A 25,266-nucleotide genomic window follows, 5' to 3' on the forward strand; every position below is an offset into this window, starting at 1 on the left:
GTTAATTTAATTTATATGTATTAATCTGACTTGCAATAAACGTACCAAAAACCGCTCCGATGCTATTTGCTATAACATCTAGCAAATCATAGCTTCTATTAGGGTTTAGGAAGTACTGCAACAACTCTAACACAAATCCAAAGACAATAGCGCCCACAACAATCATTAGATACCAATATCTAATTTTTAACGTTTTAGTGTAAAGCCCCCAAAATAAGGCTAAACAGCAATAGGCCACGATGTGATAAATTTTATCATCTATCGATGAGCCCAAACTAGGCACTGAAGTCAGTGTGATTAAACTTGCAATGACCAATGCCAATGTATAAGCCACCGACACTAGTAAAAGCCCTTTTTTAACCACCAATGTGTGCTTTATAGTCTTCTGCAGATAATAAATTATCGACTTGAGAAGCGTCTGAAAATTTTAATTTAATCATCCAACCTTTTCCGTAAGGATCTGTGTTTACATTTTCAGGTTCGTCTTCTAAGTTCTCATTGAATTCTACGATCTCACCTGAGAGTGGTAACATTAAATCTGAAACGGTTTTTACAGCTTCAACGGTACCAAAGACTTCATCAACCTCTAGAGTTTCATCTAAAGTATCTACTTCTACATAGACAATGTCTCCAAGCTCGCCTTGGGCAAAATCTGTGATTCCAACGATAGCTAAATCGCCTTCAACTTTAACCCATTCGTGATCTTTGGTGTATTTTAATTCTGCTGGTATATTCATTTTATAGGGTGGTATAATTATATATTAGATACAAATGTAATTTTTTAATAGCTTCAATTCAAGATTAATTTCCAAAATTATATCGCAATGTAATTCCTGATCGTACTGAGGTTTGCGGAAATGAGGTAGAAATGGCAAATTCTGAGAAGGTATAATCAAAATAAAAGATGGCCGATAGATTTTTACTGAAGGCATAATCAGCGTTGTATTGAAGTCCCCAAATGGTTTGTCCCGCCGTGATCTGATTATTTTCTAAATCTAAATACCTTATGATTGTTTTATTATCTCTTACCGACACATCAAGACTCATATTTAAATCACTCACAATAATTTGTTTTGGTCCTGCTAGCTCTGATCTAATTCTTAAATCTTTAATACGGTAACCTAAGCCTAACGTAAACTCTTTACCTTGAATTTCGGTAAGTAAGTTATTATCGAAACTTAAAGACAATAAACGATCGGTTTTTATTTCAGCTAAGACTTTGATAGAATTCTTCATCTCAAAATCTAATTTAATTAACGGACTAAACTGTTCCTCTAAGTTGATATTGCTGAATAAGGTTTCGTTCTTAAAGTTACCCGATTGGTCTAAAGCATCTGCGTTACTAGGATCGGTAAAACCTAAATCTTGATCGTAATCTTGATAATCTAAATTGGTGATAAACTGATTCACGGTATAATTTGAGCGGTACCCATGCTGCACAGAAAAACGCTTAAAGGTTCTCTTAAACCAAGGCAGTTTCATAAGTCCGGTGTACTTTAAATTCCAGTTCGGAATTGGCACATCTCTAAAGGCTCCTGTATTTACACTTTCTGGATCCGACCCATGGTATGCCGCTAAGAATGCTGGTAATAGTACTTTTTGGCTGTTTTTACCAAAACCTTCAGGATAACCTTCTGCATCCGTACCATAAGGCGTATCGCCATAAAACTCTTTAGCCAATCTGTTGGCTACGATATATCGGTTAGCTCTAAAATCATCAAAAGCATCCGATTGGTTTTCATTACTTTTTCCGAAGGCTGTTTTAATAATCGCTGTTGAAATACTAAAGTTTCCGTAAGAATTGGTAATTAAATCATTGTACTCATCACTTAATCCATCGGCGTTAGTATCTGTTGTATTGAAACTTTCCGTAGTAGTTTTTGCGTAAGTTCTATTTCCGGTTAAGTCGATTTTTAAATCTGTTAACGGTTCTAGGTTAATAGAGTAATCTAAACTTTGATTGGTCACTTCCGTGTACTGGTCATTAAAATCTTCATAGGTGGTTAACCAACCGTTTTCTGCAGCAATGCTTCTAATGTCGCTCTGGCTACCAAAGGTATATCCTACCGTAGGTTTTAGCGTTCCTATAAATCCTGGAGTTGGTAAATACCCTGGTAAATAAGTTCCGTTATTTTCTGAATAGTTAAACTGCATACGTTTAACCATAGTAACAATATTCACAAAAGTATTATAGGCTTTTTCACCAGCGCTTGGCTTGTCTTCCTCCTCTGATGCTGCTGGATTAGGTGACGGCGTACGTCTGCTCGCTACAGTACTTCGTGTTCGTGCTCTCGATTTTTGTTTCCCCTTTTTTACGAGCCCTAAGGTTTTGTATAAGGTCTCCATATTAAGAGTCGCATTAATATTGTGCGTATTAGAGTTTTGGATAGAGTTTCCTAAATTCACGGTTTCATATTCTCCGGTATCTGGATTTTCTATTTCTAAATTGCTATATAAATCTGATCCTTTTTCCCATTGAAATGCTCCGCTATACGCATAAGTACTTCTTAAGAAACTAAGCGCTGGAATTTTATATAATGGCAATTCATAATTCACCTGAATTTGCTGTGTTTGATAATTAGGATCTCCAAAATCAAAGAAGCCATCCCAAACATCGAGCTCCGGATCTTGAAGGCCGTCCAGTTGATTATCGATAAAATAGTTTCGAATAATATTGGTATTCGCTGCAGTAAAGTTAACACTTAAGGCATCCGATAAGTTATAGTTAATGGCGTACTGAAAATCGAACGTATAATCTCTTCTGAATAATTCTTCAATACCAATATTGTCTCCTGTTAACTCGACTTCTCTAAACTTCTGTTTATTAAACTGTCGGTTATAATCTGAATTAATAGAGAAACTTGAAGGCAGTAAGTTGAAATTAAAATCTTTTAAAATCTTCCAATGTTTACTGGTGAATAAAGAATCGTTCTTTTTAAACGGTTCAATTTTAACAGGCTCAAAAGCGTATACATAATTCGCTCCCGCTCTTACGGTTTGATCTAAAGCGTTTTCAATTTCGAAATCGCGATGTTCCACCTTATTATACGAGTAATTTAAGGTTAAGTTTTCAACATCATAAAAGTGCTTTTCCGTATCTCTTGTTTTCTGTTTTCTAACCCCAATAAAGTTAATACTTTGACGTTTGGTATAATCTTCTGATTGCTCTCTAATCTCATCAGCCTCCTCACTTGTAGTCGCGGCATCTATCCTAGACTGCAAGGTAAGATCGTTATAATACTGATCGTATTTTGGGGTAATAAGTTCTTCACTTTGCGCATAGTTAAATGGCAACTGAACGCCCCACGTCTTAGGAAACAGTTGTCCTAATTGTACATTGGTAACAAAATCGTATTGCTGTGTGTCTTCTAAACTTCTTTCACTTGGACCTTGATCTATACTTCCAAAACCAGAAGTACTTCTACTTCCTGTTGCATTAATGCTTGCAAAATCTGCAATTTTAGTATCCATACTTAATATGGCCGCCCAACCGCCTTCGTTATCCATATCAGACATACGCAGCTCATTAAACCAAACCTCACCACAGGAGTTCATGCTCGTAGAACCTGAATTCTTAACCCCAACCATCAAGACTCTAATATCTCCAAAATTCGGATTTCCTTTTATGGCAATACGTTGTTGTTTTTCAGTTCCAACAATATCATTATACGGTGTGTTTAGTGACCCTAAAGGTGTTTCATCTAGTTCACCATCAATAACGTTATAAATCGTCGCGTCCTCATTACTTAAGGTTCCTGCTGAAATTCCTAAAGATTTAATAGTCTGTAAATACTCTAAAGGCATTTCAATTTCATTCTGCTCTGGCCAGGTTTGTTCTCTTAAACTCCCTTCGGCATCAGAGGTTGGTAATAAAGGAACTTCAATTTGATAGTAGTTCTCGGTAAAGTCATTACCCATTCTAATAAACCCAACCATTTCACCAGGTTCTAGCTGTTGACCATCTTGAGCTTCTGCATGAATAAACATACGTAGTTTTTTATACTGACGCATATCTAAATCGATGTTCTTATAAACTCCTTTTGAATCCGTTGGCGCTAAATCACAAGCTTGAAGCACTAAGGACTGTTCATTCTGATCTATAATGGTGTTGTTGTTATTTAACTGCTCTTGCTCTACCCCTGGTGGTCTTAAATAGCCCGCATTATCTTGAACGCCTACCACACCAACATTGAATTCTACATTAGGACTATCGTTGGTTAAATCGTTATCTAAATCTAAAGTGTAACGTCTCCAATCACTACGTACCAAATCGAAAGTAGCAAAACGCAGTACGGTATTCTGTGTAAAATCAGATAAGTATAAACGCGCAAAACGAATAGATCTGATATCTGAAATACCACCAACAGCTTCACGAATATCACTATCATCAATAGGAATTCTAAATTGGTACCACTTTACATCTCTTGTGTCTCCGTTAGGTAAGGTTACCTGCTCTTCTTTAATATCATTTACAATAGGATTTGTAAGACTTAAGGACGCATTGGTAATATCTATTTCATACTCATAATAACTATCAATAGTATTCATGGTATTATCTCTATTGATATCTTCTACATCAGGTTGGGTGGTAGACCCACGGTTTGTATCTGTAAAAGTCTCTGGCGAATTCCCTTCCGTACCATTATATTTTCTATAACGCTCAAAGATATCTCCATCGGTATTTAAATAGTAGGTATAGTTATCATTAGATGGGTCTTCACCAAATTCTGCGCCGAATTCTGCAATTTCTTCCGTATCAATAAAACCATCAAATCCAACATCTTGATTGGTACGCTCGTCTCCAGTAGTATCAAACGTATAAACTAGCGATTGGTTTTCTGGTACCACACTACCAAAATCCGTTCGAGCGAACATAGAGACATCACCATCATCTGGTAAACCATTCTCATATTGTTTTTTTCCATCTTTAAGAACATCTTCAGAAATGTTTCCTAAGTTTAAATACAACTTCCCGCCTGGGTTAGAAGGATTATCTAAAAATGGATCTTGCACCCAAAACTCAATATACTCTACATTGGCTTGTTCAAAATCTGTAGAGGTAATTTGTCTTGTAATCCCCGCCCAACTGTTTGAAGGGTTTAAGTTATTCCCATTGGCGGCACTAGGATCAAAGTTATACGGTCCACGTTCTGCTGGGTAATAGGCTAAATCTAAAGTATTGATAACTGAGGTTTGCCCTTGTACAATGTCTTGATCAAAAATCTCTTCTATAAAAACACGGCGTGTATATAAATCTGAAACATCATCATCTGTAATGCCACTAGGTCTTTGGGTACTGTAAAAAATAGGATCTACCGTATACCAGTTTAATAATGCTCTACCATAGCCATTTTCTATACCATTACCATCGATACCGGGAATGTTATTAGGTAAATTTAGAGGTCTACTTGATAAACTCCATGACAGCGGACTTAATAAACTAATAGAACCTTGTGTCCCTTCAAAATCGTCAATATAAGCGGTAGCTTCATCATTAAAATCTGCACCACTAGAAGAGCCTGGTAATAAATACGCAAATTCCCCACGTAAGGAAAGACTTGATGGAACATCCGTATCAATGTTAGGAAGTTTATTAACCATACGGGTTAAAAAAGGCACCTCCGTTGAGTAGTTTCCATTAAACCCAAAAATGGTATTATTGATAGGTTCTGACGCATAATTTGCTTTTTGCGTAATCGGACTTTCGTTAAGATTAAGTAAGGTTGCCCCTAAAAGGAAATTCTCATTAAATTGATGCTCTACATTAACCCCCGTAAAACGTTTGGTTTGCTGTCCGAAGACCGCATTATTCTCTACAGAAATATTAATAGGCGTCTCTGAAGCGATAAGCGATTCATCTAAAATTTCTACACGACCTAGGGTATAATTTACGGTATAATCTACCCCTTCAATAAGCGTTCGGCCTCCTGCGGTAACGGTTACCGACCCACGAGCTACGTTAAATGCTCCAATTGGAATTCCGCTATCACTACCGCTACTGGTATAACGTCCTTTAATTTGAAACTTATTTTTATCAGCCTCATCTAAAGCCGCTGTTTTGGTAGACTTATAGAGAATATCGTAAACGTACTTTTTCTGATTGACGTTAAATCCACTTTGGGTATCGCCTATATCTTCATAATCAGAATCATTGTTACTGGAGTTATTATCATCATCTAAAACATCGAATAAATAACGCCCGAAAGGTTCCGTTTTTGTAAAAATAATCTTCCCGTTTTGAGCAAGTATGGTGACCCCTTCCACAAAATCGAAAAAGCCATCCCCTTGGACTTGTTCATCACCGTTATAATTTAATTTATCGAGGTGAAAAAGGCGTATTAAAGGTGTTTCACTAATTTGTGAATCATCACTGGTATCATTAGGCGTGTTATTATCAAAGGTTGGAAACGGCACCTCTACTCCATTACTTGTTGCTGGAGTAATATAGTTTACAGCGGACGCTTCGGTATAAAAAATGTTTAAAGTGAAATCTTCTTGATCCAACTGATAAGCACCGGTATCATAGATGTTTTTCATCATTAAATCCCAAATCGGCTGCTCTACAGAAGTGACCGCACTCTTCAGCATTTTTAAGACTAAACTCTGATTGCTTACCACGGTATTTCCTGTAGTATCATCTACCGTAGTCGCATCTACACCATCGTTAGCAAACTCTCCCACTTGATACACTTGGCCACCAATGGTATATTGAAAGGCTACGGCTAAAACTTCGTCATTCAATAAACGTTGGCTTAGAGAGATGTAACCTAACTTATCATTTAAAACGTAATCTTGTCCTTCTATTAATTTGCTTGCCGATTCTAGTTTCCCATAATCAAAACCTTCTTGAATAGACACGTTAACACCACCTTGAATGTTGGTGATATTTCTAACCGATTCAGTTAAAAGTGAGCCTGCCCCTCCGATGTTGGTCGGGTCAAAATCATTGTTTGCGTTATTTGGTTTAGCCCCAAGGCTATTAATAAATCCACTTGGTAAAGGATCTAATCCGATATTTTCTGGTGACGACTCCCCTAAATCTTGAAACGCCACAATATTCCTTACATTTTCGGTTTCATTGGTTCTGTTAGTCACCCAAACTTCTGCCCTTGTAATTTGCAGACCTTGGTTATCAATAAACGGATATTGCAATAAGGCTTTATCGTAAGTTTCTCTAAAATACTGCGCTAAAAAGAAGTGTCTATTTTCATCATAATCTTGGGCATAGAACTCAAACTCTTCAACCGTTCCCCCACCTTCAGCTACGACTGAGGTTGATTCGGATTGTTGTTCAGAAAAGACCGCTGTTACTCTTGTTTTTCCAAATTGCAATTCGGTCTTAACCCCAAATAAACTTTGCGCTCCGGTAATCAACGAACTGTTTAGTGGCATACTCACGTTACCCACTTCAATCTTACGGATGATATCGTCTTCGGTTGGTGTATATTCTAATTTTACAACCTGCTGAAAATCGAAAGTTGCCTCGGTATCATAATTAGCAGTCACTTGAAGTTTTGTTCCTACTTTACCCAATAAGTTTAGGCTAATTCTTTGGTCAAAATCGAAGGTGAAATTCGAACGATTCTGAGGCGAAAGTGAAGGATTATCTTGTTTTGAATACAGAATTCCTAAATCGACTTCTACAGAACCTTGAGGAATAATATTGATGGTATTCCCTCCAAATATAGATTCAAAAAGGCCTGAGTTGACATAAAACTCAGGTAGTAAATTCTTTTGATCTTCTTCTGCGCCTTCCTTTTGGCCTGCCGCAGCATCGGCCATTTTCTTATAATAATTTTTTAGTTTTTCTTCTAAAACTAATTTTCTAAATTCCTCTGGTGTAAGAATTAAGGGATAATTGATATTAAAATTTCCAATCTTTTCTGAATAGACATAGCGGTCTAATACCGGATCATAGGTATACTTAGAAACGATACTACTAGGATTGGGCATGTTTAATTTACCAAAGGCAAATGTAGTTTTCGTAGAATCTTGTTCGCTCTCCGTTTCGGTTTCCTGAGCGAGGGCAAGATTTCCAAAGAGCATCATAAATGCTAATAGGTAATAACATTTAGAAACGACGCTTTGCTTATGGTTAGGTGTATTCAATTGCATTATAAATTTTTTAGAGCTTCTTTAATAATCTGCTCTACTTGGGCATCAGGTTGGGCTTTTAATATTCTATCTACAACTTTTTCAGACTGTTTTTTGTTAAAACCTAAAACATCTAAAGCTGATAACGCTTCTTCTTTGTCCGTATTGTTCGGGGCTAGCGAAAGTTCGTCCATATCAAAGACTTTTAACACTTTATCTTTTAAATCTATGATAACACGTTGTGCGGTTTTTATACCAATCCCTTTTACACTTTGTATTAAGGCCACATCGCCACTTGCAATTCCTTCCTTTACCTGATCTGGAGATAGGGATGATAACATGGTCCTTGCCGTGTTAGCACCAATACCACTTACAGAAATTAATAATTTAAAGATTTCACGTTCTACCTTAGACGAAAACCCATAAAGAGTTTGAGCATCTTCGCGTACCAATAAATACGTGTAGATTCTGAGTTTTTCTTGATCTGGAATTTGCGAAAACGTATGTAATGATATGTTGATAAAATAACCGACACCATTGCAATCTATGACAATATCTGTTGGATTTTTTTCTACGAGCTTGCCTTCTATATGTGTAATCATTTATAAAGAAAAGTTAAAAAACCAAATGTAATAAAATTATTTTCATTCTAGTGAATACCGGACTAGTATGAAAGTGAGAAAACGCTATAATTCAGCTATAAAACATAAATGCCCACAGAATGTGAGCATTTACGTCTAAAGTAATTTATGGTTTTAGTTCTAAGCTATAGAACAGAACATCTTTTAATATTTAGCTTGCCTTTTCTCGCGTTCTTGAGCATCTACAACAGCAATAGCCGCCATATTAACAATCTCATCTACACTGGCTCCTAATTGCAAAATATGCACTGGTTTACGCATCCCCATCATTATTGGCCCAATAGATTCTGATTTGTTCAGTTCTTTCATAAGCTTATAAGTAATATTGGCCGCATCTAAGTTTGGAAAAATAAGCGTGTTCACTTTACGCCCTGCCAATTTAGAAAACGGAAAAATATCTTGTAGCATCTTTGCATTTAACGCGAAATCGGTTTGCAATTCGCCATCTACAACCATATCCGGATACGCTTTATGTAAGTATGAAACAGCATCATTGACTTTCTCTGCTCTTGGATTCTCAGAAGAACCAAAGTTAGAATAAGAAATCATAGCCGTTACAGGTTCTATACCAAACATTTTTGTGACTTGCGAAGTCATTCTAGCAATCTTAGCTAAGGTTTGTGCTGAAGGATCAATATTTATTGAAGTATCACTTAAAAACATCGGACCACGTTCCGTCATCATTAAGTTAGTCGTTGCTACTCTAGATACGCCGTCTGCCATACCTACCAATTCTAACATTGGTTTTACCACTGACGGATAATTACGAGAGTATCCTGTAATTAGTGAGTCTGCATCGCCTACATTAACCATCATAGCCGCAAAATAATTACGCTCGCGCATTTTCTTTTGTGCAGCATAGATCGTCACCCCTTGACGTTGGCGTTTTTCCCAATACACCTTAGCATATCTATTTTTACGCTCCGTCTCTTCATCAGATTTAGGATCTACAATTGGCACATCGGCATCAAATTCTAACTCCGCCATTAAGGCAACAATCGTTTCTTTTCGTCCTAATAAAATAGGATGTGCAATCCCTTCTTCATACACAATTTGCGCGGCTTTTAAGACATCGAGCTGATCGGCTTCTGCGAAAACCACACGTTTAGGGTTGGCTTTAGCACGTCCTAATAACATACGTACCAATTTATTATCCGAACCTAAACGTTCTAATAATATATTTTCGTAACGTCCCCAATCTTCAATAGGTTCTTTAGCCACACCACTTTCCATAGCGGCTTTAGCTACTGCTGGAGGTACAACTGCAATTAATCTTGGATCGAATGGTTTTGGAATGATATAGTCTTTACCAAAGGCTAATCGGGTTTCAGCATAAGCGATATTCACTTGCTCAGGCACTGGTTCTTTTGCCAATTCAGATAAGGCTTTAACGGCTGCCATTTTCATAGCTTCGTTAATTTTTGTTGCTCTTACATCTAAAGCACCTCTAAATATAAAAGGAAATCCAAGGACATTATTCACTTGGTTAGGATGGTCACTACGTCCGGTAGCCATGATAATATCATCTCTGGTATCAATAGCCAATTGGTAGTTAATCTCAGGAACCGGATTCGCCATTGCAAAAACAATAGGGTTTACGGACATGGACAAGAGCATTTCTGGCGTTACAATATCAGGTTGTGATAAGCCAATAAATACATCTGCATCTTGCATAGCTTCGCTTAAGGTATCGATTTTACGATGGGTAGCGAACTCCGCTTTTTGTGACGTTAAATTATCTCTATCATCACGAATCACTCCTTTACTATCGAGCATTACGATGTTTTCTCTACTTGCACCACAGGCTTGATATAAACGTGTACATGAAATAGCGGCTGCACCTGCTCCACTGACCACAATTTTTACGTCTTTTATATTCTTTTCGGCAAGTTCTAAGGCATTGATTAAGGCGGCCGCTGAAATAATAGCGGTACCATGCTGATCATCGTGCATTACCGGAATGTCTAACTCTTCCTTTAAACGACGTTCAATTTCAAACGCTTCTGGCGCTTTTATATCTTCTAAGTTAATACCCCCAAAAGTAGGTGCTATATTTTTTACAGTTTCTATAAACGCATCGACATCTTCCGTGTCTACCTCAATATCAAAAACATCAATATCGGCGAAGATTTTGAATAACAATCCCTTCCCTTCCATAACTGGCTTAGAGGCTTCAGGACCTATGTTTCCTAAACCTAATACGGCCGTTCCGTTAGAAATCACGGCGACTAAATTTCCTTTAGCCGTGTATTTATAAACGTTCTCTACTTCTTTGGCAATCTCTAAACAAGGTTCTGCCACACCGGGAGAATAGGCTAAAGATAAATCGCGTTGTGATGCATATTTTTTAGTCGGTACGACTTTTATTTTTCCAGGAGTTGGCTTAGCATGGTATACTAAGGCTTCTCTTCGTTTGCTTTGTTTGCTCATAATCTAATTGGATTAAGCTACAAATATAAGTATTTGAGTCTTGGCTACAGATAGCTTTATTCTTAAAAAAGGACCTACGAGTTTTAAGTGAACTTTGAATGCGGTGCAGGCCTTATCATCATAGGCTTACAACCTAATCCTCCTTAAGAAAACGAATATTCCGTTCTAAGCCTGAAAATTTAGTGCGTTTTACAGCTGATTTTTGAAACACCTTTCTGAACGTGTCTTCTGTAATTTCTTCCCAATCCTTTTTAGTCATCCCCAGTAATTCAAGATGCGGATTGAATAAGGGTTCGTTATGCGGTTTCGAAAAACGATTCCAAGGGCAAACGTCTTGGCAGATGTCACAACCAAACATCCAATCTTCAAATTGTCCTTTAAATTCTGAAGGAATATTTTCTTTGAGTTCAATAGTAAAATACGAAATACATTTACTGCCATCCACCACATAAGGTGCGGTAATAGCTTCCGTGGGGCAGGCGTCTAAACAGGCGGTGCAGGTTCCGCAATGGTCGGTTACAGGCGTATCATAATCTAATTCTAAATCAATTATTAACTCGGCAATAAAATAAAACGATCCTACTTTTTGAGTTAATAAGTTAGAGTGTTTACCAATCCACCCTAATCCAGATTTTGCCGCCCACGCTTTGTCTAAGACCGGAGCGGAATCGACAAAGGCACGCCCCCCAACTTCTCCTATTTCATCTTGAATAAAATACAGGAGCGACTTTAATTTATGTTTTATAACATGATGGTAATCGTTACCGTAAGCGTATTTTGAAATTTTATAGGAATCCTCGGTTTGTACATCTTCCGGATAATAATTCAGTAACAGAGACACCACACTTTTGGAACCTTCTACGAGTAAAGTAGGATCTAAACGCTTATCGAAATGATTTTCCATATAACGCATTTCACCATTGTTATTGTCTTTAAGCCAACGCTCTAATCGTGGGGCTTCTGCTTCCAAAAACCCAGCTTGGCTGATGCCACAAGACAAAAAGCCGAGGCGTTTGGCTTCGGACTTTATCAACTCGGTATAGCGGGTTTTGTTATTGATCATAGGGTACGCGCTTCAAAGCTTAACCATGCATTTTTAGGTTTCAAGGTAATTAATGGGGTAATGGCGATGTCTTTAAAGTTTGGACTGATTTTATACCTACCTACCAATTCTGAAATAGCGATAATCATTTCAAACATGGCGAAATTATTACCAATACATTTTCGGGGTCCCGCACCAAAAGGGAAATATTGTGATGAGAATTTTCGGCCGCCTTCACTAAAACGTTCGGGTAAAAAACGCTCTGGTTGCTCCCATAATTTCGGGTGACGGTGTATTTCGTAGACAGAAAACAAGAGGTTAGATCCGGCTTCAAAATGTAAGCCCTTAAACGTATCAGTTTCTTTGTTAACACGGTCAATAAAATAAACGGGAGGATATAAACGCATGCCTTCTTCTATAACTTGCTGGCAAATTTTTGACTGGGTTACTAAATCCATAAGGTCATCCGTACGCTCTAATATCGCTTCGCGTTCTTTCAAAATTCGGTCTTGCCATTCCGGATGTAAAGCCAAAAGTTGTGTTATAAACGTAAGGGCATTTGAGGTGGTCTCATGGCCCGCGGTAAATAAAATTAAAATCTCATCTATGAGTTGCTCCTCTTCCATAGGATTGCCATCCTCATACCGAGCATCTAATAACATGTCTAATAAGTCATCTTCCCTAAGCTTGGAGGCGCGACGTTCCTTTACAATGCGCTTTAGAATTTGACGTGCCTCACCAGTAAGCTCAATATGTTTTTTAATTTCTCCACTAAAGTTGAACCACCACCCTAAATAAGGTTGGCGCAATTCTTTAACCAACATTCTTTGAGCTGCCTCTGTGATATATTGCAATCTATTAATATCGGCTTCCGTAGCAGCAGAACTAAACAGTGATTTTACCACAGCTTGAAACGCCAAATCATTTAAAATAGGAAAGGCGTCAAGGGATTTATTCGGAATAATTTTATCGTATTCTGAAGTAATAGCGCCTTTAATACTGTCCAAAAGATTGGCTAATTGTTTTTTATGAAAGGCCGGTTGAATGAGTTTACGTTGCTTTTTCCAATGTTCTCCTTCCGCTGTTAATAAGCCCGTCCCCACGTACTTTACTAAATCTTCAGTTTGAATTTTAGATTTGGTATAGTTCTTATGGTTCTTCTTTAGCACATATTCTGCAAAGGCCGCATCTCTTGCAAAAACCACACTATTGGAGAATCCGATTTTGAGCCTAAAAACATCGCCTTGTGCTTCAAAATTTTGATGATGAAATGGTAAAGGGTTCTTTAAAATTTCTAAAGAATGTTTAAAGAACCGATGCAAGGGCACTACGGGTATGTTGTTATTGGCTTTCATCATATAGCAATCTTAGTTCAGTTGAAGATGCAACCGGTACATCCCAAAAAAGGTCTTAGAATAATCCGCCTTGTGTAGGCCCTTTCATTTTTCCCAAATGTTTATAGGCTTGTTCGGTAACCTCTCGCCCTCTTGGGGTACGCATAATAAAACCTTGTTGAATTAAGAAAGGTTCATAAACCTCTTCAACGGTTTCTACACTTTCACTGACTGCCGTGGCAATGGTACTAATCCCTACCGGTCCCCCTTTAAACTTATCAATGATGGTTGTTAGAATCTTATTATCCATCTCATCGAGTCCGTAGGCATCTACATTTAATGCTTTTAGGGCGAACTTAGCAATAGCAATATCTATTTTTCCGTTCCCTTTAATTTGTGCAAAATCACGTACACGTCTCAAAAGTGCATTGGCAATACGCGGGGTTCCACGACTACGACCTGCAATTTCTATAGCGGCCTCCATAGAAATAGGCATATCTAATATGGAAGCACTACGTTGAACGATAGTGGTTAATAGATCAGTTTTATAATATTGTAAGCGACTTTGAATTCCAAAACGTGCGCGCATTGGCGCTGTAAGTAATCCTGATCGCGTTGTAGCACCTATTAAGGTAAAAGGGTTTAGATTGAGTTGCACCGTCCTAGCATTAGGCCCAGATTCAATCATAATATCAATCTTATAGTCTTCCATTGCGGAATAAAGATATTCCTCTACAATAGGACTTAATCGGTGTATTTCATCAATAAACAAGACATCACGCTCGTCTAAGTTGGTAAGCAGCCCTGCCAGGTCCCCAGGCTTGTCTAAGACCGGACCAGAGGTCACTTTGATCCCCACATCTAACTCGTTTGATAAAATGTGCGCTAAGGTGGTTTTTCCTAATCCTGGAGGGCCGTGGAATAGGGTATGATCTAAGGCTTCACCACGAAGGTTTGCGGCCTGAACGAACACCAATAAATTTTCGAGTACCTGATCTTGACCTGTAAAATCTTCAAAGGATAAGGGTCTTAATTTCTTTTCAACATCCAATTCTTCAGAACTGAAATGATCGCTATTTGGGTTTAAGTTTTCGTTCATCTTTAGTTCCCGTAAGGTTGGGAATCTTTTAAGGTTAAATATGGTTTCTGAAGTCTATACAGAAGGCCTAAATACATTCAAAACAAATATAACGAAAAAGCCTTTCTGAAAACAGAAAGGCTTTTGATATTGTGAATCTCTTTAATGAGATCTCTTTTTCAAAGGGATTTTAGTGTTGTAATTCTTCTTCACCTTCTTTTAAAGGAACATTCTGAGGAACGAAATCAACATCATGACCTGGCTTACTGTAATCGTAAGACCAACGGTATACTTGAGGAAGTGCACCTGGCCAGTTTCCGTGGATATGCTCTACTGGAGTTGTCCACTCTAAAGTTGTAGATTTCCATGGGTTCTGTTCTGCTTTCTTACCGTAATAGATACTTACAAAGAAGTTATATAAGTAGATAATTTGTGCAATACCACCAATGATCGCGAAAACCGTAATGATTACATTAGTGTTTGCTAAGTCATCAAATAATGGGAAGCTAGAGTTGGTGTAATAACGTCTTGGTAACCCTGCCATTCCGATAAAGTGCATTGGGAAGAATACCCCATAAGCACAGATTGCAGTAATCCAGAAGTGTAAATACCCTAAATTCTTATTCATCATACGACCAAACATTTTTGGGTACCAGTGGTAAATCCCTGCAAACATTCCGTAAAGTGCAGAAATACCCATTACTAAGTGGAAGTGTGCAATAACGAAATACGTATCGTGAACGTTAATATCTAAAGCAGAATCTCCTAAGATAATTCCTGTTAATCCACCAGTAATAAAGGTCGATACAAAACCAATAGAGAATAACATGGCCGGATTCATCTGAAGATTACCTTTCCATATCGTCGTAATCCAGTTAAAGGCTTTTACGGCAGAAGGAATAGCAATTAATAAGGTTGTAAAGGTAAATACAGAACCTAAGAATGGATTCATACCTGATACGAACATGTGGTGACCCCAAACAATTGTTGATAAGAATGCAATCGCTAAGATTGAAGCAATCATCGCACGGTAACCGAAAATTGGCTTACGTGAGTTACTTGCCATAATCTCTGATACAAGTCCCATTGCTGGTAAAATAACGATATAAACTTCTGGGTGACCTAAGAACCAAAATAAGTGTTCGAATAATACTGGTGATCCTCCTTGGTAGTGTAATACTTCACCTTGAATAAAAATATCTGATAAGAAGAATGACGTACCGAAACTTCTATCCATGATTAATAATAAGGCTGCTGATAATAATACTGGGAACGATACCACACCGATAATAGCCGTTACGAAGAACGCCCAAATGGTTAATGGTAATCTTGTCATAGACATCCCTTTTGTACGTAAATTAATTACGGTAACAATGTAATTTAAAGATCCAATTAAAGATGATGCGATAAAGATTGCCATTGAGATTAACCATAATGTCATACCCATTCCAGAACCTCCTGATGCCATTGGTAAGGCAGATAATGGTGGATAGATTGTCCAACCTGCAGCAGCTGGTCCAGCTTCTACAAATAAAGAACTCACCATGATAATACAAGAGATAAAGAATAACCAGTAAGACACCATGTTTAAGAATCCTGAGGCCATATCTCGTGCCCCAATCTGCAATGGAATTAAAAGGTTACTAAACGTACCACTTAATCCTGCTGTAAGTACAAAGAATACCATAATGGTACCGTGAATGGTAACAAGCGCTAAATAAACATCGGCACTCATAACACCATCTGGTGCCCATTTTCCTAATAACGCTTCAAACAATACGTTAGGCTCTGATGGCCATGCGATTTGCATACGAAACATTATAGACATTAAAATACCGATAATCCCCATTAAAGTTCCTGTTACAAGGTACTGCTTAGCGATCATCTTGTGATCTAAACTAAATATATACTTGGTAACAAATGTTTCTTTGTGGTGATGTACCTCGTGATCTTCGTGATCGTGTGTATCTATAGTTGCTGACATAAGTGTATTATCTTTTTCTTAAAACCTTAATTAATTTAATGAATTTGGGAAAGTGGACTGTTCTTTGATCCACGCATCATATTCTTCTTGAGTCTCTACAATAATCTTCATCTGCATATTGTAGTGAGACGTACCACAAATTTTATTACATAAAAGTAGGTAATCAAATTCATATATTAACTCTTGTCCTGATTCTTGAATTTCAGCAGCACGCTCTCTTCTAAGTTCATTAATACCTTGAACCTTCTCAACGATTTCTGGAGTCTGACGCATCTCTTCAGTCGTTACTGTTGGCGTAAAACCAAATTGTGTGACCATACCAGGAACACAGTTCATCTGCGCTCTAAAGTGTGGCATATACGCTGAGTGTAATACATCTTGAGATCTCATTTTAAAGACCACTGGCTTTCCTACTGGTAAGTGAAGTTCAGATACAATAATATCATCTTGTGCGTTAGGATCGTCTTCATCAACCCCTAAGATGTTAGCACGGTCAATATCAATTAACCTAACGTTAGCTTTACCAAGAACATTATCTTGACCACTGTAACGTGCTTTCCAGTTAAACTGCTGAGCGTATAACTCAATCACCATAGGATCTTCATCTTCGTCGATATTCATAATATCATTCCAAGTGAATAAACCATAGATAATTAAACCTGCTAATACAATTACTGGGATAATAGTCCAGATAAACTCTAAGGTATTGTTATCCGCGTAGAAAAAAGCTTTCTTTCCTTTTTCACCTTTGTATTTAAAAGCGAAGTAGTGTAATAAAAACTGTGTAATGGTTTGCACGATAAAAATGACTACTAAAGAAATAATCATTAAGTTATCGACTTCAGATCCATGTTCTGAAGCTGCGTTTGATAATAAAGGTAAATCCCCTATATACCAAAAACATAATATGGTCATAATATAGATGAATGCCAAGAATCCCATCATTAAATAGCCGTTGATCTTGTTATCTTGATCGTCCGCTACTTGTGTATTTGTTGCAGTACCCACCTGAGCTAGGTCAAAAATTTTCACCATTTGCCATAAGGCAACCGCTACAAAAAGTACAATTATAATCGTTAATAAAGCCGTCATTATCGTTTCTTTTCTTATTTAATAATTAATAATGGAAATGTTCACTCTCCTTTACAAAAGGGTTTCCTTTTGCTAATAATGGGTGTTTCCCTAGTGATGTAAATACAATAAATATAAATAAACCAGCAAAGAATAAAATGGATCCGATTTCTGGAATTCCAATAAACCATCGGTCACCAACCGTTGCAGGCATAATCATATTAAAGATATCTAAATAGTGACCAAATAGAATCACTACACCTGTCATTACTACGAACCAAGGAATACGCTTGTAATCACTGTTCATTAATAGTAATAAAGGGAATAAGAAGTTTAAGGCTACCATACCGAAGAATGGTAAGTTGTAATCTTCAATTCGTGTAATATAATAAGTTACCTCTTCAGGGATATTAGCATACCAGATTAACATAAACTGAGAGAACCATAGGTACGTCCAGAAGATACTAATACCGAACATAAACTTCGCTAAATCGTGAATATGACTATTGTTTACAAAAGTTAATAAGCCTTTAGACTTAAGATAGATTGTAATTAAAGCAATTACCGTAATACCACTTACAAACATACTTGCAAATACATACCATCCAAATAAGGTACTAAACCAGTGTGGATCTACACTCATAATCCAATCCCAAGACATCATAGATTCTGTATAAATATAGAATACTAAAAAGGCAGCTGAGATTCTAAAGTTCTTTTTGAAGTAAGACTTATCGTTTACATCGGCTAAATCTTGCGCTACAGAGAACTTTCTAGAGAAGTGACGGTACGCAGACCAACCTCCTACGAAGATTAAACCTCTAATTAAGAACCATGTCTTATCTAACCAACTTGATTTATTTTGAATAAGTGCATCATGAGCCACAACGTTTTCATCCATCCAGATAAAGATATGACTGTCTGCAACTAAAATAATTGCTAATACAATAAGTCCACCAGGTAACACGTAAGCTGTGATTCCTTCCATAACTCTAAAGAGTACTGGAGACCAACCTGCTTGTGCTGCATACTGAATAGCGTAAAAGGCTAAGACCCCTAAAGCAATCATAAAGAAAAAGAAAGCGGCAACATATAAAGCTGCATAAGGTCTGTTGTGTATTTGGTGAAGTACGTGCTCTTCATGAGATAATTCATGACCTTCAACTTCAGCTTCTGCACCATGTCCATGGTCTGCTTCAACTTCTGAAAGCGTTTCACCATGCTCAGCTTCACTTCCGTGTGCTTCTGTTGCATGAGCACCATCATGATGTCCTTCGTTTGCTAAGAATTCGGTGATATTGTCTTCATTAACACTATGCGAATCCATAAAACCATAACCAACACCTAATAATCCTAAGATCATTAATATGATAGCTCCCGTTCTTAATCGATTTGAAATTTTATATTCCATTATATAATCTTTATCTAAATCTTATTTTTCTAAATCTGCTTTAAGCTTCTCAACATAAGCCACTACTTGCCAACGCTCTTGCTCGTTCAATTGGTTTGCGTAAGACCCCATGGTGTTTTTACCATAATATAAAACATGGTAAATACTTCCTGTTGTAATCGCTCTACCAGCATCATCGTAACTTGGTACCCCAAGAATCTTTTCACGGTCTACCAATTTACCTTTACCGTTCCCTTTATTACCATGACAAATACCACAATAAATATTATATAAAGGTCCTCCGATAGCGTAGTCTACTTGCGTAGAATCTAAAGGACTTTTTAAGTTCTCTTTAGCGTATAAATACCCTTCGTTGGTGTTTTCAATTTCAAAAGGCATAAAATCACCTCTTGGAATTGTTCCTTCTGCTGGTAACTGTGCTTCCACACCGTTAGCAAAAACATCAGACTCTTGGTAGGTTTCGTATCCTACAGATTCGTACATATTAGGCATGTACTGATAGTTAGGTCTAGAGTTCTTTTGGCATGATACAAGACCTACCACCATAACTAATACTACGATATATTTTGTAACTATCTTCATATTAATGTGCATCTTCATCTTTATCAACAATATTTATCTCTACGGCCCCTGTTTCTTTTAACAGTGATGTAAGAGCTTCTTCGTTATTATGAACAGCTATTTCCATTAAGAAATGGTCATCTGTAGTTCTTGGATCTGGGTTTTCAGCAGTTTTAAATGGCCAAATTCTACTTCTCATATAAAAAGTAATAACCATTAAGTGGGCTGCAAAAAAGACCGTAAGTTCAAACATAATAGGCACAAACGCCGGCATGTTTTCTAAGAAACTGAAACTTGGTTTACCACCGATATCTTGTGGCCAATCTTCAATCATTATATAGTTCATCATTAAGGTCGCTACAGATAAACCAACACACCCATATAAAAAGGCTGTTATGGCTAAACGTGTAGGAGCTAATCCCATTGCCTTATCAAGTCCGTGAACTGGAAAAGGTGTGAATACATCTTCGATGTGGTGCTTTTCTGCTCTTACTGTTTTAACAGCAGCCATTAAGACATCATCATCGGTATAAATAGCATGAATTACTTTCGAAGCTTCCATAGACTATATTAGTTGTTTAATAAGGTTTTTGCTTGTCCAGACCAGTCATCACGTTCAGCTCTTCCTGGGAAAGATCCTGTGATTTCATCTAGTAAGTCATATTCTCTTTTTGTCATTTTACTGACCTGTGCATAGGTATAGATTCCAAGGTTGTTAAGAACTTCTTCCATCTTTGGTCCAATACCATTAATCACTTTTAAATCATCTGCCGTTTGAATAGACGCATCAAATCTTCCGATCCCTTCTAAAAGGTTTCCTAACTTCTCAGCATCATCTTGTGTTGGTTTAGAGGCAGTCGTTTCAGCAGCAATTTTTAAGTTAGACGTTCTTTCATCAACTCCAGTACCTACTAAAGACTCTCCGCTTTCTCTAATGCGCTTGTAACGCTCACCAGACGATTTTAATATTGTTTTTACTTCCGCTTGTGCAATTACTGGGAACGTACGAGAGTAAAGTAAGAACAATACAAAGAAGAACCCAATAGTACCGATAAAAATTCCGATATCTACAAACGTTGGAGAGAACATCGTCCATGATGATGGTAAGTAATCTCTGTGTAATGATGTTACAATAATTACAAAACGTTCAAACCACATCCCGATGTTTACAACAATAGAGATAAAGAAAGAGAACATAATACTTGTTCTAAGTTTCTTGAACCACATAAACTGTGGAGAGAATACGTTAAAACTCATCATACACCAGTAAGCCCACCAGTAAGGTCCGGTTGCTCTGTTTAAGAAAGCAAACTGTTCGTATTCTACACCAGAATACCAAGCGATAAATAACTCTGTAATATAAGCAACACCTACGATAGAACCCGTAAGCATAATTACAATGTTCATTAACTCGATATGTTGAACGGTGATATAATCTTCAAGGTTACATACTTTTCTCATGATGATAAGCAAGGTGTTTACCATAGCGAATCCTGAGAAGATTGCTCCTGCAACGAAGTAAGGCGGGAAAATTGTAGTATGCCATCCCGGAACAATTGAGGTTGCGAAGTCAAAAGATACAATAGTGTGTACCGAAAGTACTAAAGGTGTTGCTAAACCAGCAAGTACTAAAGATACTTCTTCAAAACGTTGCCAATCTTTTGCTCTACCTGACCAACCGAAACTTACTAAAGCGTAAATTTTCTTTTGGAACGGACGTACAGCTCTATCTCTTAGCATTGCAAAATCAGGTAAAAGACCCGTCCACCAGAATACTAATGAAACCGATAAATACGTTGAAATTGCGAATACATCCCAAAGTAAAGGCGAGTTAAAGTTTACCCATAACGAACCAAATTGGTTTGGAATTGGTAATACCCAATATGCTAACCATGGACGACCCATGTGAATAATTGGGAACAAACCTGCTTGGAATACCGCAAAGATGGTCATTGCTTCAGCAGATCGGTTAATTGCCATTCTCCACTTCTGACGGAATAATAACAATACTGCAGAAATCAATGTTCCTGCGTGACCGATACCAACCCACCAAACGAAGTTAGTAATATCCCAGGCCCAGTTAACGGTCTTGTTAAGACCCCAAACTCCAATACCCGTAGATACGGTATAAATAATACAACCTATTCCCCAAAGGAATGCAACCAACGCAATACTGAAAACAATCCACCATGCTTTATTGGCTTTGCCTTCAACTGGTCTTGCGACATCAACAGTAACATCGTGATACGATTTTTCTCCTGTAACTAAAGGTCTTCTAATAGGTGCTTCGTAATGAGACGCCATAATTATATACTTGTTTCTTTGATTTATTTACGCTTTTGATGTATTTCTCACTTTGGTATGATAGAATACGTTAGGTTTAGTCCCTACATACTCTAATAAGTGATACATACGATCGTCTTCTTTTAACTCTGCCACTTGACTTTCCTTGTCATTGATATCACCAAATACCATAGCACCATTTCCACATGCTGCAGAACAAGCTGTTTGGAATTCTCCATCTTTAACTGGGCGTCCATCACGTTTAGCATCAAGAATTGTTTTCTGTGTTTTTTGAATACACATAGAACATTTTTCCATAACACCACGGGATCTTACAACAACGTCTGGGTTTAATACCATACGTCCTAAATCATCATTCATGTGGTAGTCAAACTCGTCATTCTTGTTATATAAGAACCAGTTAAAACGACGTACCTTATACGGACAGTTGTTAGCACAGTAACGTGTACCTACACAACGGTTATAAGCCATGTGGTTTTGACCTTGACGACCATGAGCTGTAGCTGCAACCGGACAAACTGTTTCACAAGGTGCGTGGTTACAGTGCTGACACATTACAGGTTGGAAAACAACTTGAGGACTTGCCGCTGGGTTTTCCATTTCTCCAAACTCACTTAATGAACTACTTAAGCCTGAAATATTATTTTTCTTATCTAAATCTTCTTCGAAGGTATCTTCTGAAGAGTAGTAACGGTCAATACGCAACCAGTGCATATCTCTACTACGTCTCATTTCAGACTTCCCTACAACAGGAACGTTGTTTTCTGCATGACATGCAATAACACAAGCTCCACAACCTGTACAAGCATTTAAATCAATAGATAAGTTGAAGTGATGACCTACTGAACGATCAAACTCATCCCATAAATCAACATCAGGAGATGTTACAGGCGTTTCTATGTGATTAAGTGATACTTGAGGGGTTGCATTCCAATACGCTTTATCTTTCGTATTAAAAATCTCTAAACTCGTTTCTTTAATGATATCACCACGTCCCATTAAGGTATTATGTAACTGTACACAAGCAAATTCATGCTCACCTGATACTTTTTCAATAGTTACATTCTGTACCGCTTGGAAGTTTTGATATAACGGATAAGCGTTAACTCCCGTTTTCATTTCTTCTTTTAAAGCCTTCGACGTTCTACCATAACCAAATGATAAACCTGCCGACCCTTTAGCCTGACCTGGTTGAATAATTACGGGAACCGTAATCGCTTCTGCACCTGCAACAGATACTTTAGCATAACTACCATTAAGACCACCGTTAGCTACATTCCAATTCTCAATTCCTAAGGCTTCAGCATCAGCTTGAGAAACGGTTAAATAGTTATCCCATGATGTTCTTGTAATAGGATCAGGGAATTCTTGTAACCAAGGGTTATTAGCTTGTTGACCATCACCCATACCTGTTTTAGTATAAAGTGACAATTCTATACCACCTTCTTTAACTGACACTGCTAAAGCTCTCGCCGCAGTTCCGCCTGTTAATACAGCACCGCTATTGCTCGCTGTTGTGGTTTCTGTACGATCTTCGTCTTTTATTCCAACGCCTACAGCGACATCATGAATAACGCCACCAAGGAACGTACGTTCTTTTTTATCGTTTCCTACAGTTGTAGTCGCAGCTCCTAAACCTAATCCTGCGCTTCCCGATACAAACGTACCATCTTGAACCGCTTTATTAAATGAAGCTCCGTTTAAAATACTTTGCGTCCAAACCGATTTAATATAATCTCTGTAAGACCCTGGAGTACTTGTCCATCCCATTAACACTTCTTGAAACTGCTTGGTATCAAATAAAGGTCTAATGGTCGGTTGCATCATTGAATAATGCCCCGTTTTAATTTCAATATCACCCCAAGACTCTAGGTAATGTGGTGCTGCCGCGATATACTCGCAGTTTGTTGACGTCTCGTCTTGCCTCATAGAAAAAGCAATAGACAATTCAGTCTTAGCAAGACCCGCTTTAAAATCAGCAGCATTTGGTAAGGTATATAATGGGTTAACACCATTCATTACAATAGCGCCAACTTTTCCTGCTTTCATATCCGCAACTAATTGCGATACGGCTGCAGCATTACCTTGTCTTGTTTTTATAGCCGTTTCAGGTTTAAAAGCCTTTGATTTTAAGTGCTCATTAATCTCTAAAACTGTAGTTTGTGCGTTAACATCTTGAATACCGGTAACAACAACACCGTTGCGTCCTGCTTTTGATAATTCTGAAGCTGCTGCTTTAACCGCTGCATCTAAAGCTTCAGGCAATTTACCTGGTAAAGCCACACCAGTTACATAGCTATATAATTTAGCTAAAGCTAACTTCTGTTGACTTGGTGTTAATGGTACACGCTTATCTGCGTTTGCTCCAGCAAGAGACATATTAGACTCAAACTGAATATGACGAGACATTTTACCATTAGCTGGTATACGTTTTTTAGCGTAAGCAGACTCAAAGCCTCCACCTTGCCAATCGCCTAAGAAATCAGCACCGATAGAAACAATGGTCATGGCTTTAGAGAAATCGTAATCTGCCATTCCTCTTGTTCCATACTTAGCTTCGTAAGCATCTAAAGTTGCAGTTTCTGAAATAGCATCGTAAGTCACATGACTTACATTTCCGTATTTCGAAGAAAATTCTGCAATTAATTTATTTGTTGAAGGACTCGGCATTGACTGTGTTAATAACACAATCTTTTTACCGTTAAGGCCTTTTAACTTTGAAGTCGTTTCAGCCATAAAGCTGTCCCAAGAGATTGTTGATTCTCCTTTCATTGGAGCTTTCACCCTAAGGTTATCATACAACCCTAAAACTGAAGCATTCACTCTTGCATTAGCAGAACCATTAGTTCCTGCATCGGTATTGTTTTCAATTTTAATTGGTCGCCCTTCTCTTGTTTTCACTAAAACACTAGCAAAATCGAAACCATCTGCAATTGTAGTAGCATAATAATTAGCAACACCTGGAATAATCTCTGTTGGCTGAACTATATAAGGTATAGATTTCACTACCGGTCCTTCACAGGCTGCTAACGATGCAGCTGCTGTACTAAAACCAACGTATTTTAAGAAATCACGACGCGATGTAGATGAAGACTCTAAAGACTCTTTATCTCCTAAAAATTCGTCTGTAGGAATCTCTTCCACAAATTCATTCTGTTGAAGCGCCTCAACAATAGAGCTATTTTCGTTTAGCTCTTCAACACTTTTCCAGTATTTCTTGTTTGATGACATAGTGTTTATTTATAATTTTCGATTCCGAAATCAAGAGATACTTTCCTAATTTACGTCCTCTAAATATTTATTCTTTTATAATTAT

At 37.6% G+C, this 25,266-nt stretch carries 15 protein-coding genes; all 15 read right to left on the reverse strand.

The window, feature by feature from the left end; genetic code table 11:
• Nucleotide 1: 1 nt before the first annotated feature.
• Nucleotides 2–334, reverse strand: a complete 333-nt coding sequence (locus tag ACFQ13_RS12165; RefSeq protein ID WP_386117691.1) for a VanZ family protein — start codon at nucleotides 332–334, stop codon at nucleotides 2–4.
• 22 nt (nucleotides 335–356) lie between these two features.
• The gene (gcvH, locus tag ACFQ13_RS12170; protein ID WP_386117694.1) at nucleotides 357–737 is read right to left on the reverse strand and encodes a glycine cleavage system protein GcvH; all 381 of its coding nucleotides are present in this window, start codon (nucleotides 735–737) and stop codon (nucleotides 357–359) included.
• A 64-nt stretch (nucleotides 738–801) separates the two neighbouring features.
• Nucleotides 802–8,115, reverse strand: coding sequence for a T9SS outer membrane translocon Sov/SprA (gene sov / locus ACFQ13_RS12175; RefSeq protein ID WP_386117696.1), 7,314 nt, complete (start codon nucleotides 8,113–8,115; stop codon nucleotides 802–804).
• Nucleotides 8,115–8,696, reverse strand: a complete 582-nt coding sequence (gene ruvA, locus ACFQ13_RS12180) for a Holliday junction branch migration protein RuvA (protein ID WP_386117697.1) — start codon at nucleotides 8,694–8,696, stop codon at nucleotides 8,115–8,117. The genes sov and ruvA overlap by 1 nt, the downstream gene beginning before the upstream one ends.
• A 183-nt stretch (nucleotides 8,697–8,879) precedes the next feature.
• Entirely contained in the window at nucleotides 8,880–11,165 is a 2,286-nt protein-coding gene (locus ACFQ13_RS12185) for an NADP-dependent malic enzyme (RefSeq protein WP_386117699.1), read from the reverse strand.
• 133 nt (nucleotides 11,166–11,298) lie between these two features.
• Nucleotides 11,299–12,228 carry a tRNA epoxyqueuosine(34) reductase QueG gene (gene queG / locus ACFQ13_RS12190; RefSeq protein ID WP_386117701.1) on the reverse strand — a complete coding sequence of 310 codons (930 nt, stop codon included), beginning with the start codon at nucleotides 12,226–12,228 and terminating at the stop codon, nucleotides 11,299–11,301.
• Complete coding sequence (locus ACFQ13_RS12195) at nucleotides 12,225–13,562, reverse strand: cytochrome P450 (protein WP_386119444.1); 1,338 nt, start codon at nucleotides 13,560–13,562, stop codon at nucleotides 12,225–12,227. The genes queG and ACFQ13_RS12195 overlap by 4 nt, the downstream gene beginning before the upstream one ends.
• Nucleotides 13,563–13,617: 55 nt before the next feature.
• The gene (gene ruvB, locus ACFQ13_RS12200) at nucleotides 13,618–14,640 is read right to left on the reverse strand and encodes a Holliday junction branch migration DNA helicase RuvB (protein WP_114307782.1); all 1,023 of its coding nucleotides are present in this window, start codon (nucleotides 14,638–14,640) and stop codon (nucleotides 13,618–13,620) included.
• Between the two features lie 169 nt (nucleotides 14,641–14,809).
• The gene (locus tag ACFQ13_RS12205; protein ID WP_114307783.1) at nucleotides 14,810–16,603 is read right to left on the reverse strand and encodes a cytochrome c oxidase subunit I; all 1,794 of its coding nucleotides are present in this window, start codon (nucleotides 16,601–16,603) and stop codon (nucleotides 14,810–14,812) included.
• Between the two features lie 30 nt (nucleotides 16,604–16,633).
• Nucleotides 16,634–17,695: a cytochrome c oxidase subunit II gene (locus ACFQ13_RS12210; protein ID WP_114307784.1), complete on the reverse strand. Its 1,062-nt coding sequence runs from the start codon at nucleotides 17,693–17,695 to the stop codon at nucleotides 16,634–16,636.
• A 25-nt stretch (nucleotides 17,696–17,720) separates the two neighbouring features.
• Nucleotides 17,721–19,085, reverse strand: coding sequence for a quinol:cytochrome C oxidoreductase (locus tag ACFQ13_RS12215; protein WP_386117706.1), 1,365 nt, complete (start codon nucleotides 19,083–19,085; stop codon nucleotides 17,721–17,723).
• A gap of 21 nt (nucleotides 19,086–19,106) precedes the next feature.
• On the reverse strand, nucleotides 19,107–19,667 hold the full coding sequence (locus tag ACFQ13_RS12220; protein ID WP_114307786.1) for a c-type cytochrome: 561 nt from the start codon (nucleotides 19,665–19,667) through the stop codon (nucleotides 19,107–19,109).
• A gap of 1 nt (nucleotide 19,668) precedes the next feature.
• Nucleotides 19,669–20,208 carry a DUF3341 domain-containing protein gene (locus tag ACFQ13_RS12225; protein WP_386117709.1) on the reverse strand — a complete coding sequence of 180 codons (540 nt, stop codon included), beginning with the start codon at nucleotides 20,206–20,208 and terminating at the stop codon, nucleotides 19,669–19,671.
• Between the two features lie 8 nt (nucleotides 20,209–20,216).
• A complete protein-coding gene (nrfD, locus tag ACFQ13_RS12230) occupies nucleotides 20,217–21,950 on the reverse strand; it encodes an NrfD/PsrC family molybdoenzyme membrane anchor subunit (protein ID WP_386117712.1) in 1,734 nt (577 codons plus the stop codon).
• A 27-nt stretch (nucleotides 21,951–21,977) separates the two neighbouring features.
• Nucleotides 21,978–25,181, reverse strand: a complete 3,204-nt coding sequence (locus ACFQ13_RS12235) for a TAT-variant-translocated molybdopterin oxidoreductase (protein WP_386117715.1) — start codon at nucleotides 25,179–25,181, stop codon at nucleotides 21,978–21,980.
• Nucleotides 25,182–25,266 lie beyond the last annotated feature (85 nt).

It is taken from the genome of Winogradskyella rapida (assembly GCF_042675845.1).
GTDB lineage: Bacteria > Bacteroidota > Bacteroidia > Flavobacteriales > Flavobacteriaceae > Winogradskyella > Winogradskyella rapida.

Coding starts and splice junctions, on each gene's coding strand:
- ACFQ13_RS12225 (WP_386117709.1), bottom strand. CDS start 20,208: ATGGAAGCTTCGAAAGTAATTCATGCTATTTATACCGATGATGATGTC.
- ACFQ13_RS12235 (WP_386117715.1), bottom strand. CDS start 25,181: ATGTCATCAAACAAGAAATACTGGAAAAGTGTTGAAGAGCTAAACGAA.
- ACFQ13_RS12195 (WP_386119444.1), bottom strand. CDS start 13,562: ATGAAAGCCAATAACAACATACCCGTAGTGCCCTTGCATCGGTTCTTT.
- ruvB (WP_114307782.1), bottom strand. CDS start 14,640: ATGAACGAAAACTTAAACCCAAATAGCGATCATTTCAGTTCTGAAGAA.
- gcvH (WP_386117694.1), bottom strand. CDS start 737: ATGAATATACCAGCAGAATTAAAATACACCAAAGATCACGAATGGGTT.
- ACFQ13_RS12210 (WP_114307784.1), bottom strand. CDS start 17,695: ATGACGGCTTTATTAACGATTATAATTGTACTTTTTGTAGCGGTTGCC.
- nrfD (WP_386117712.1), bottom strand. CDS start 21,950: ATGGCGTCTCATTACGAAGCACCTATTAGAAGACCTTTAGTTACAGGA.
- ACFQ13_RS12220 (WP_114307786.1), bottom strand. CDS start 19,667: ATGAAGATAGTTACAAAATATATCGTAGTATTAGTTATGGTGGTAGGT.
- ACFQ13_RS12185 (WP_386117699.1), bottom strand. CDS start 11,165: ATGAGCAAACAAAGCAAACGAAGAGAAGCCTTAGTATACCATGCTAAG.
- ruvA (WP_386117697.1), bottom strand. CDS start 8,696: ATGATTACACATATAGAAGGCAAGCTCGTAGAAAAAAATCCAACAGAT.
- ACFQ13_RS12215 (WP_386117706.1), bottom strand. CDS start 19,085: ATGGAATATAAAATTTCAAATCGATTAAGAACGGGAGCTATCATATTA.
- sov (WP_386117696.1), bottom strand. CDS start 8,115: ATGCAATTGAATACACCTAACCATAAGCAAAGCGTCGTTTCTAAATGT.
- ACFQ13_RS12205 (WP_114307783.1), bottom strand. CDS start 16,603: ATGTCAGCAACTATAGATACACACGATCACGAAGATCACGAGGTACAT.
- queG (WP_386117701.1), bottom strand. CDS start 12,228: ATGATCAATAACAAAACCCGCTATACCGAGTTGATAAAGTCCGAAGCC.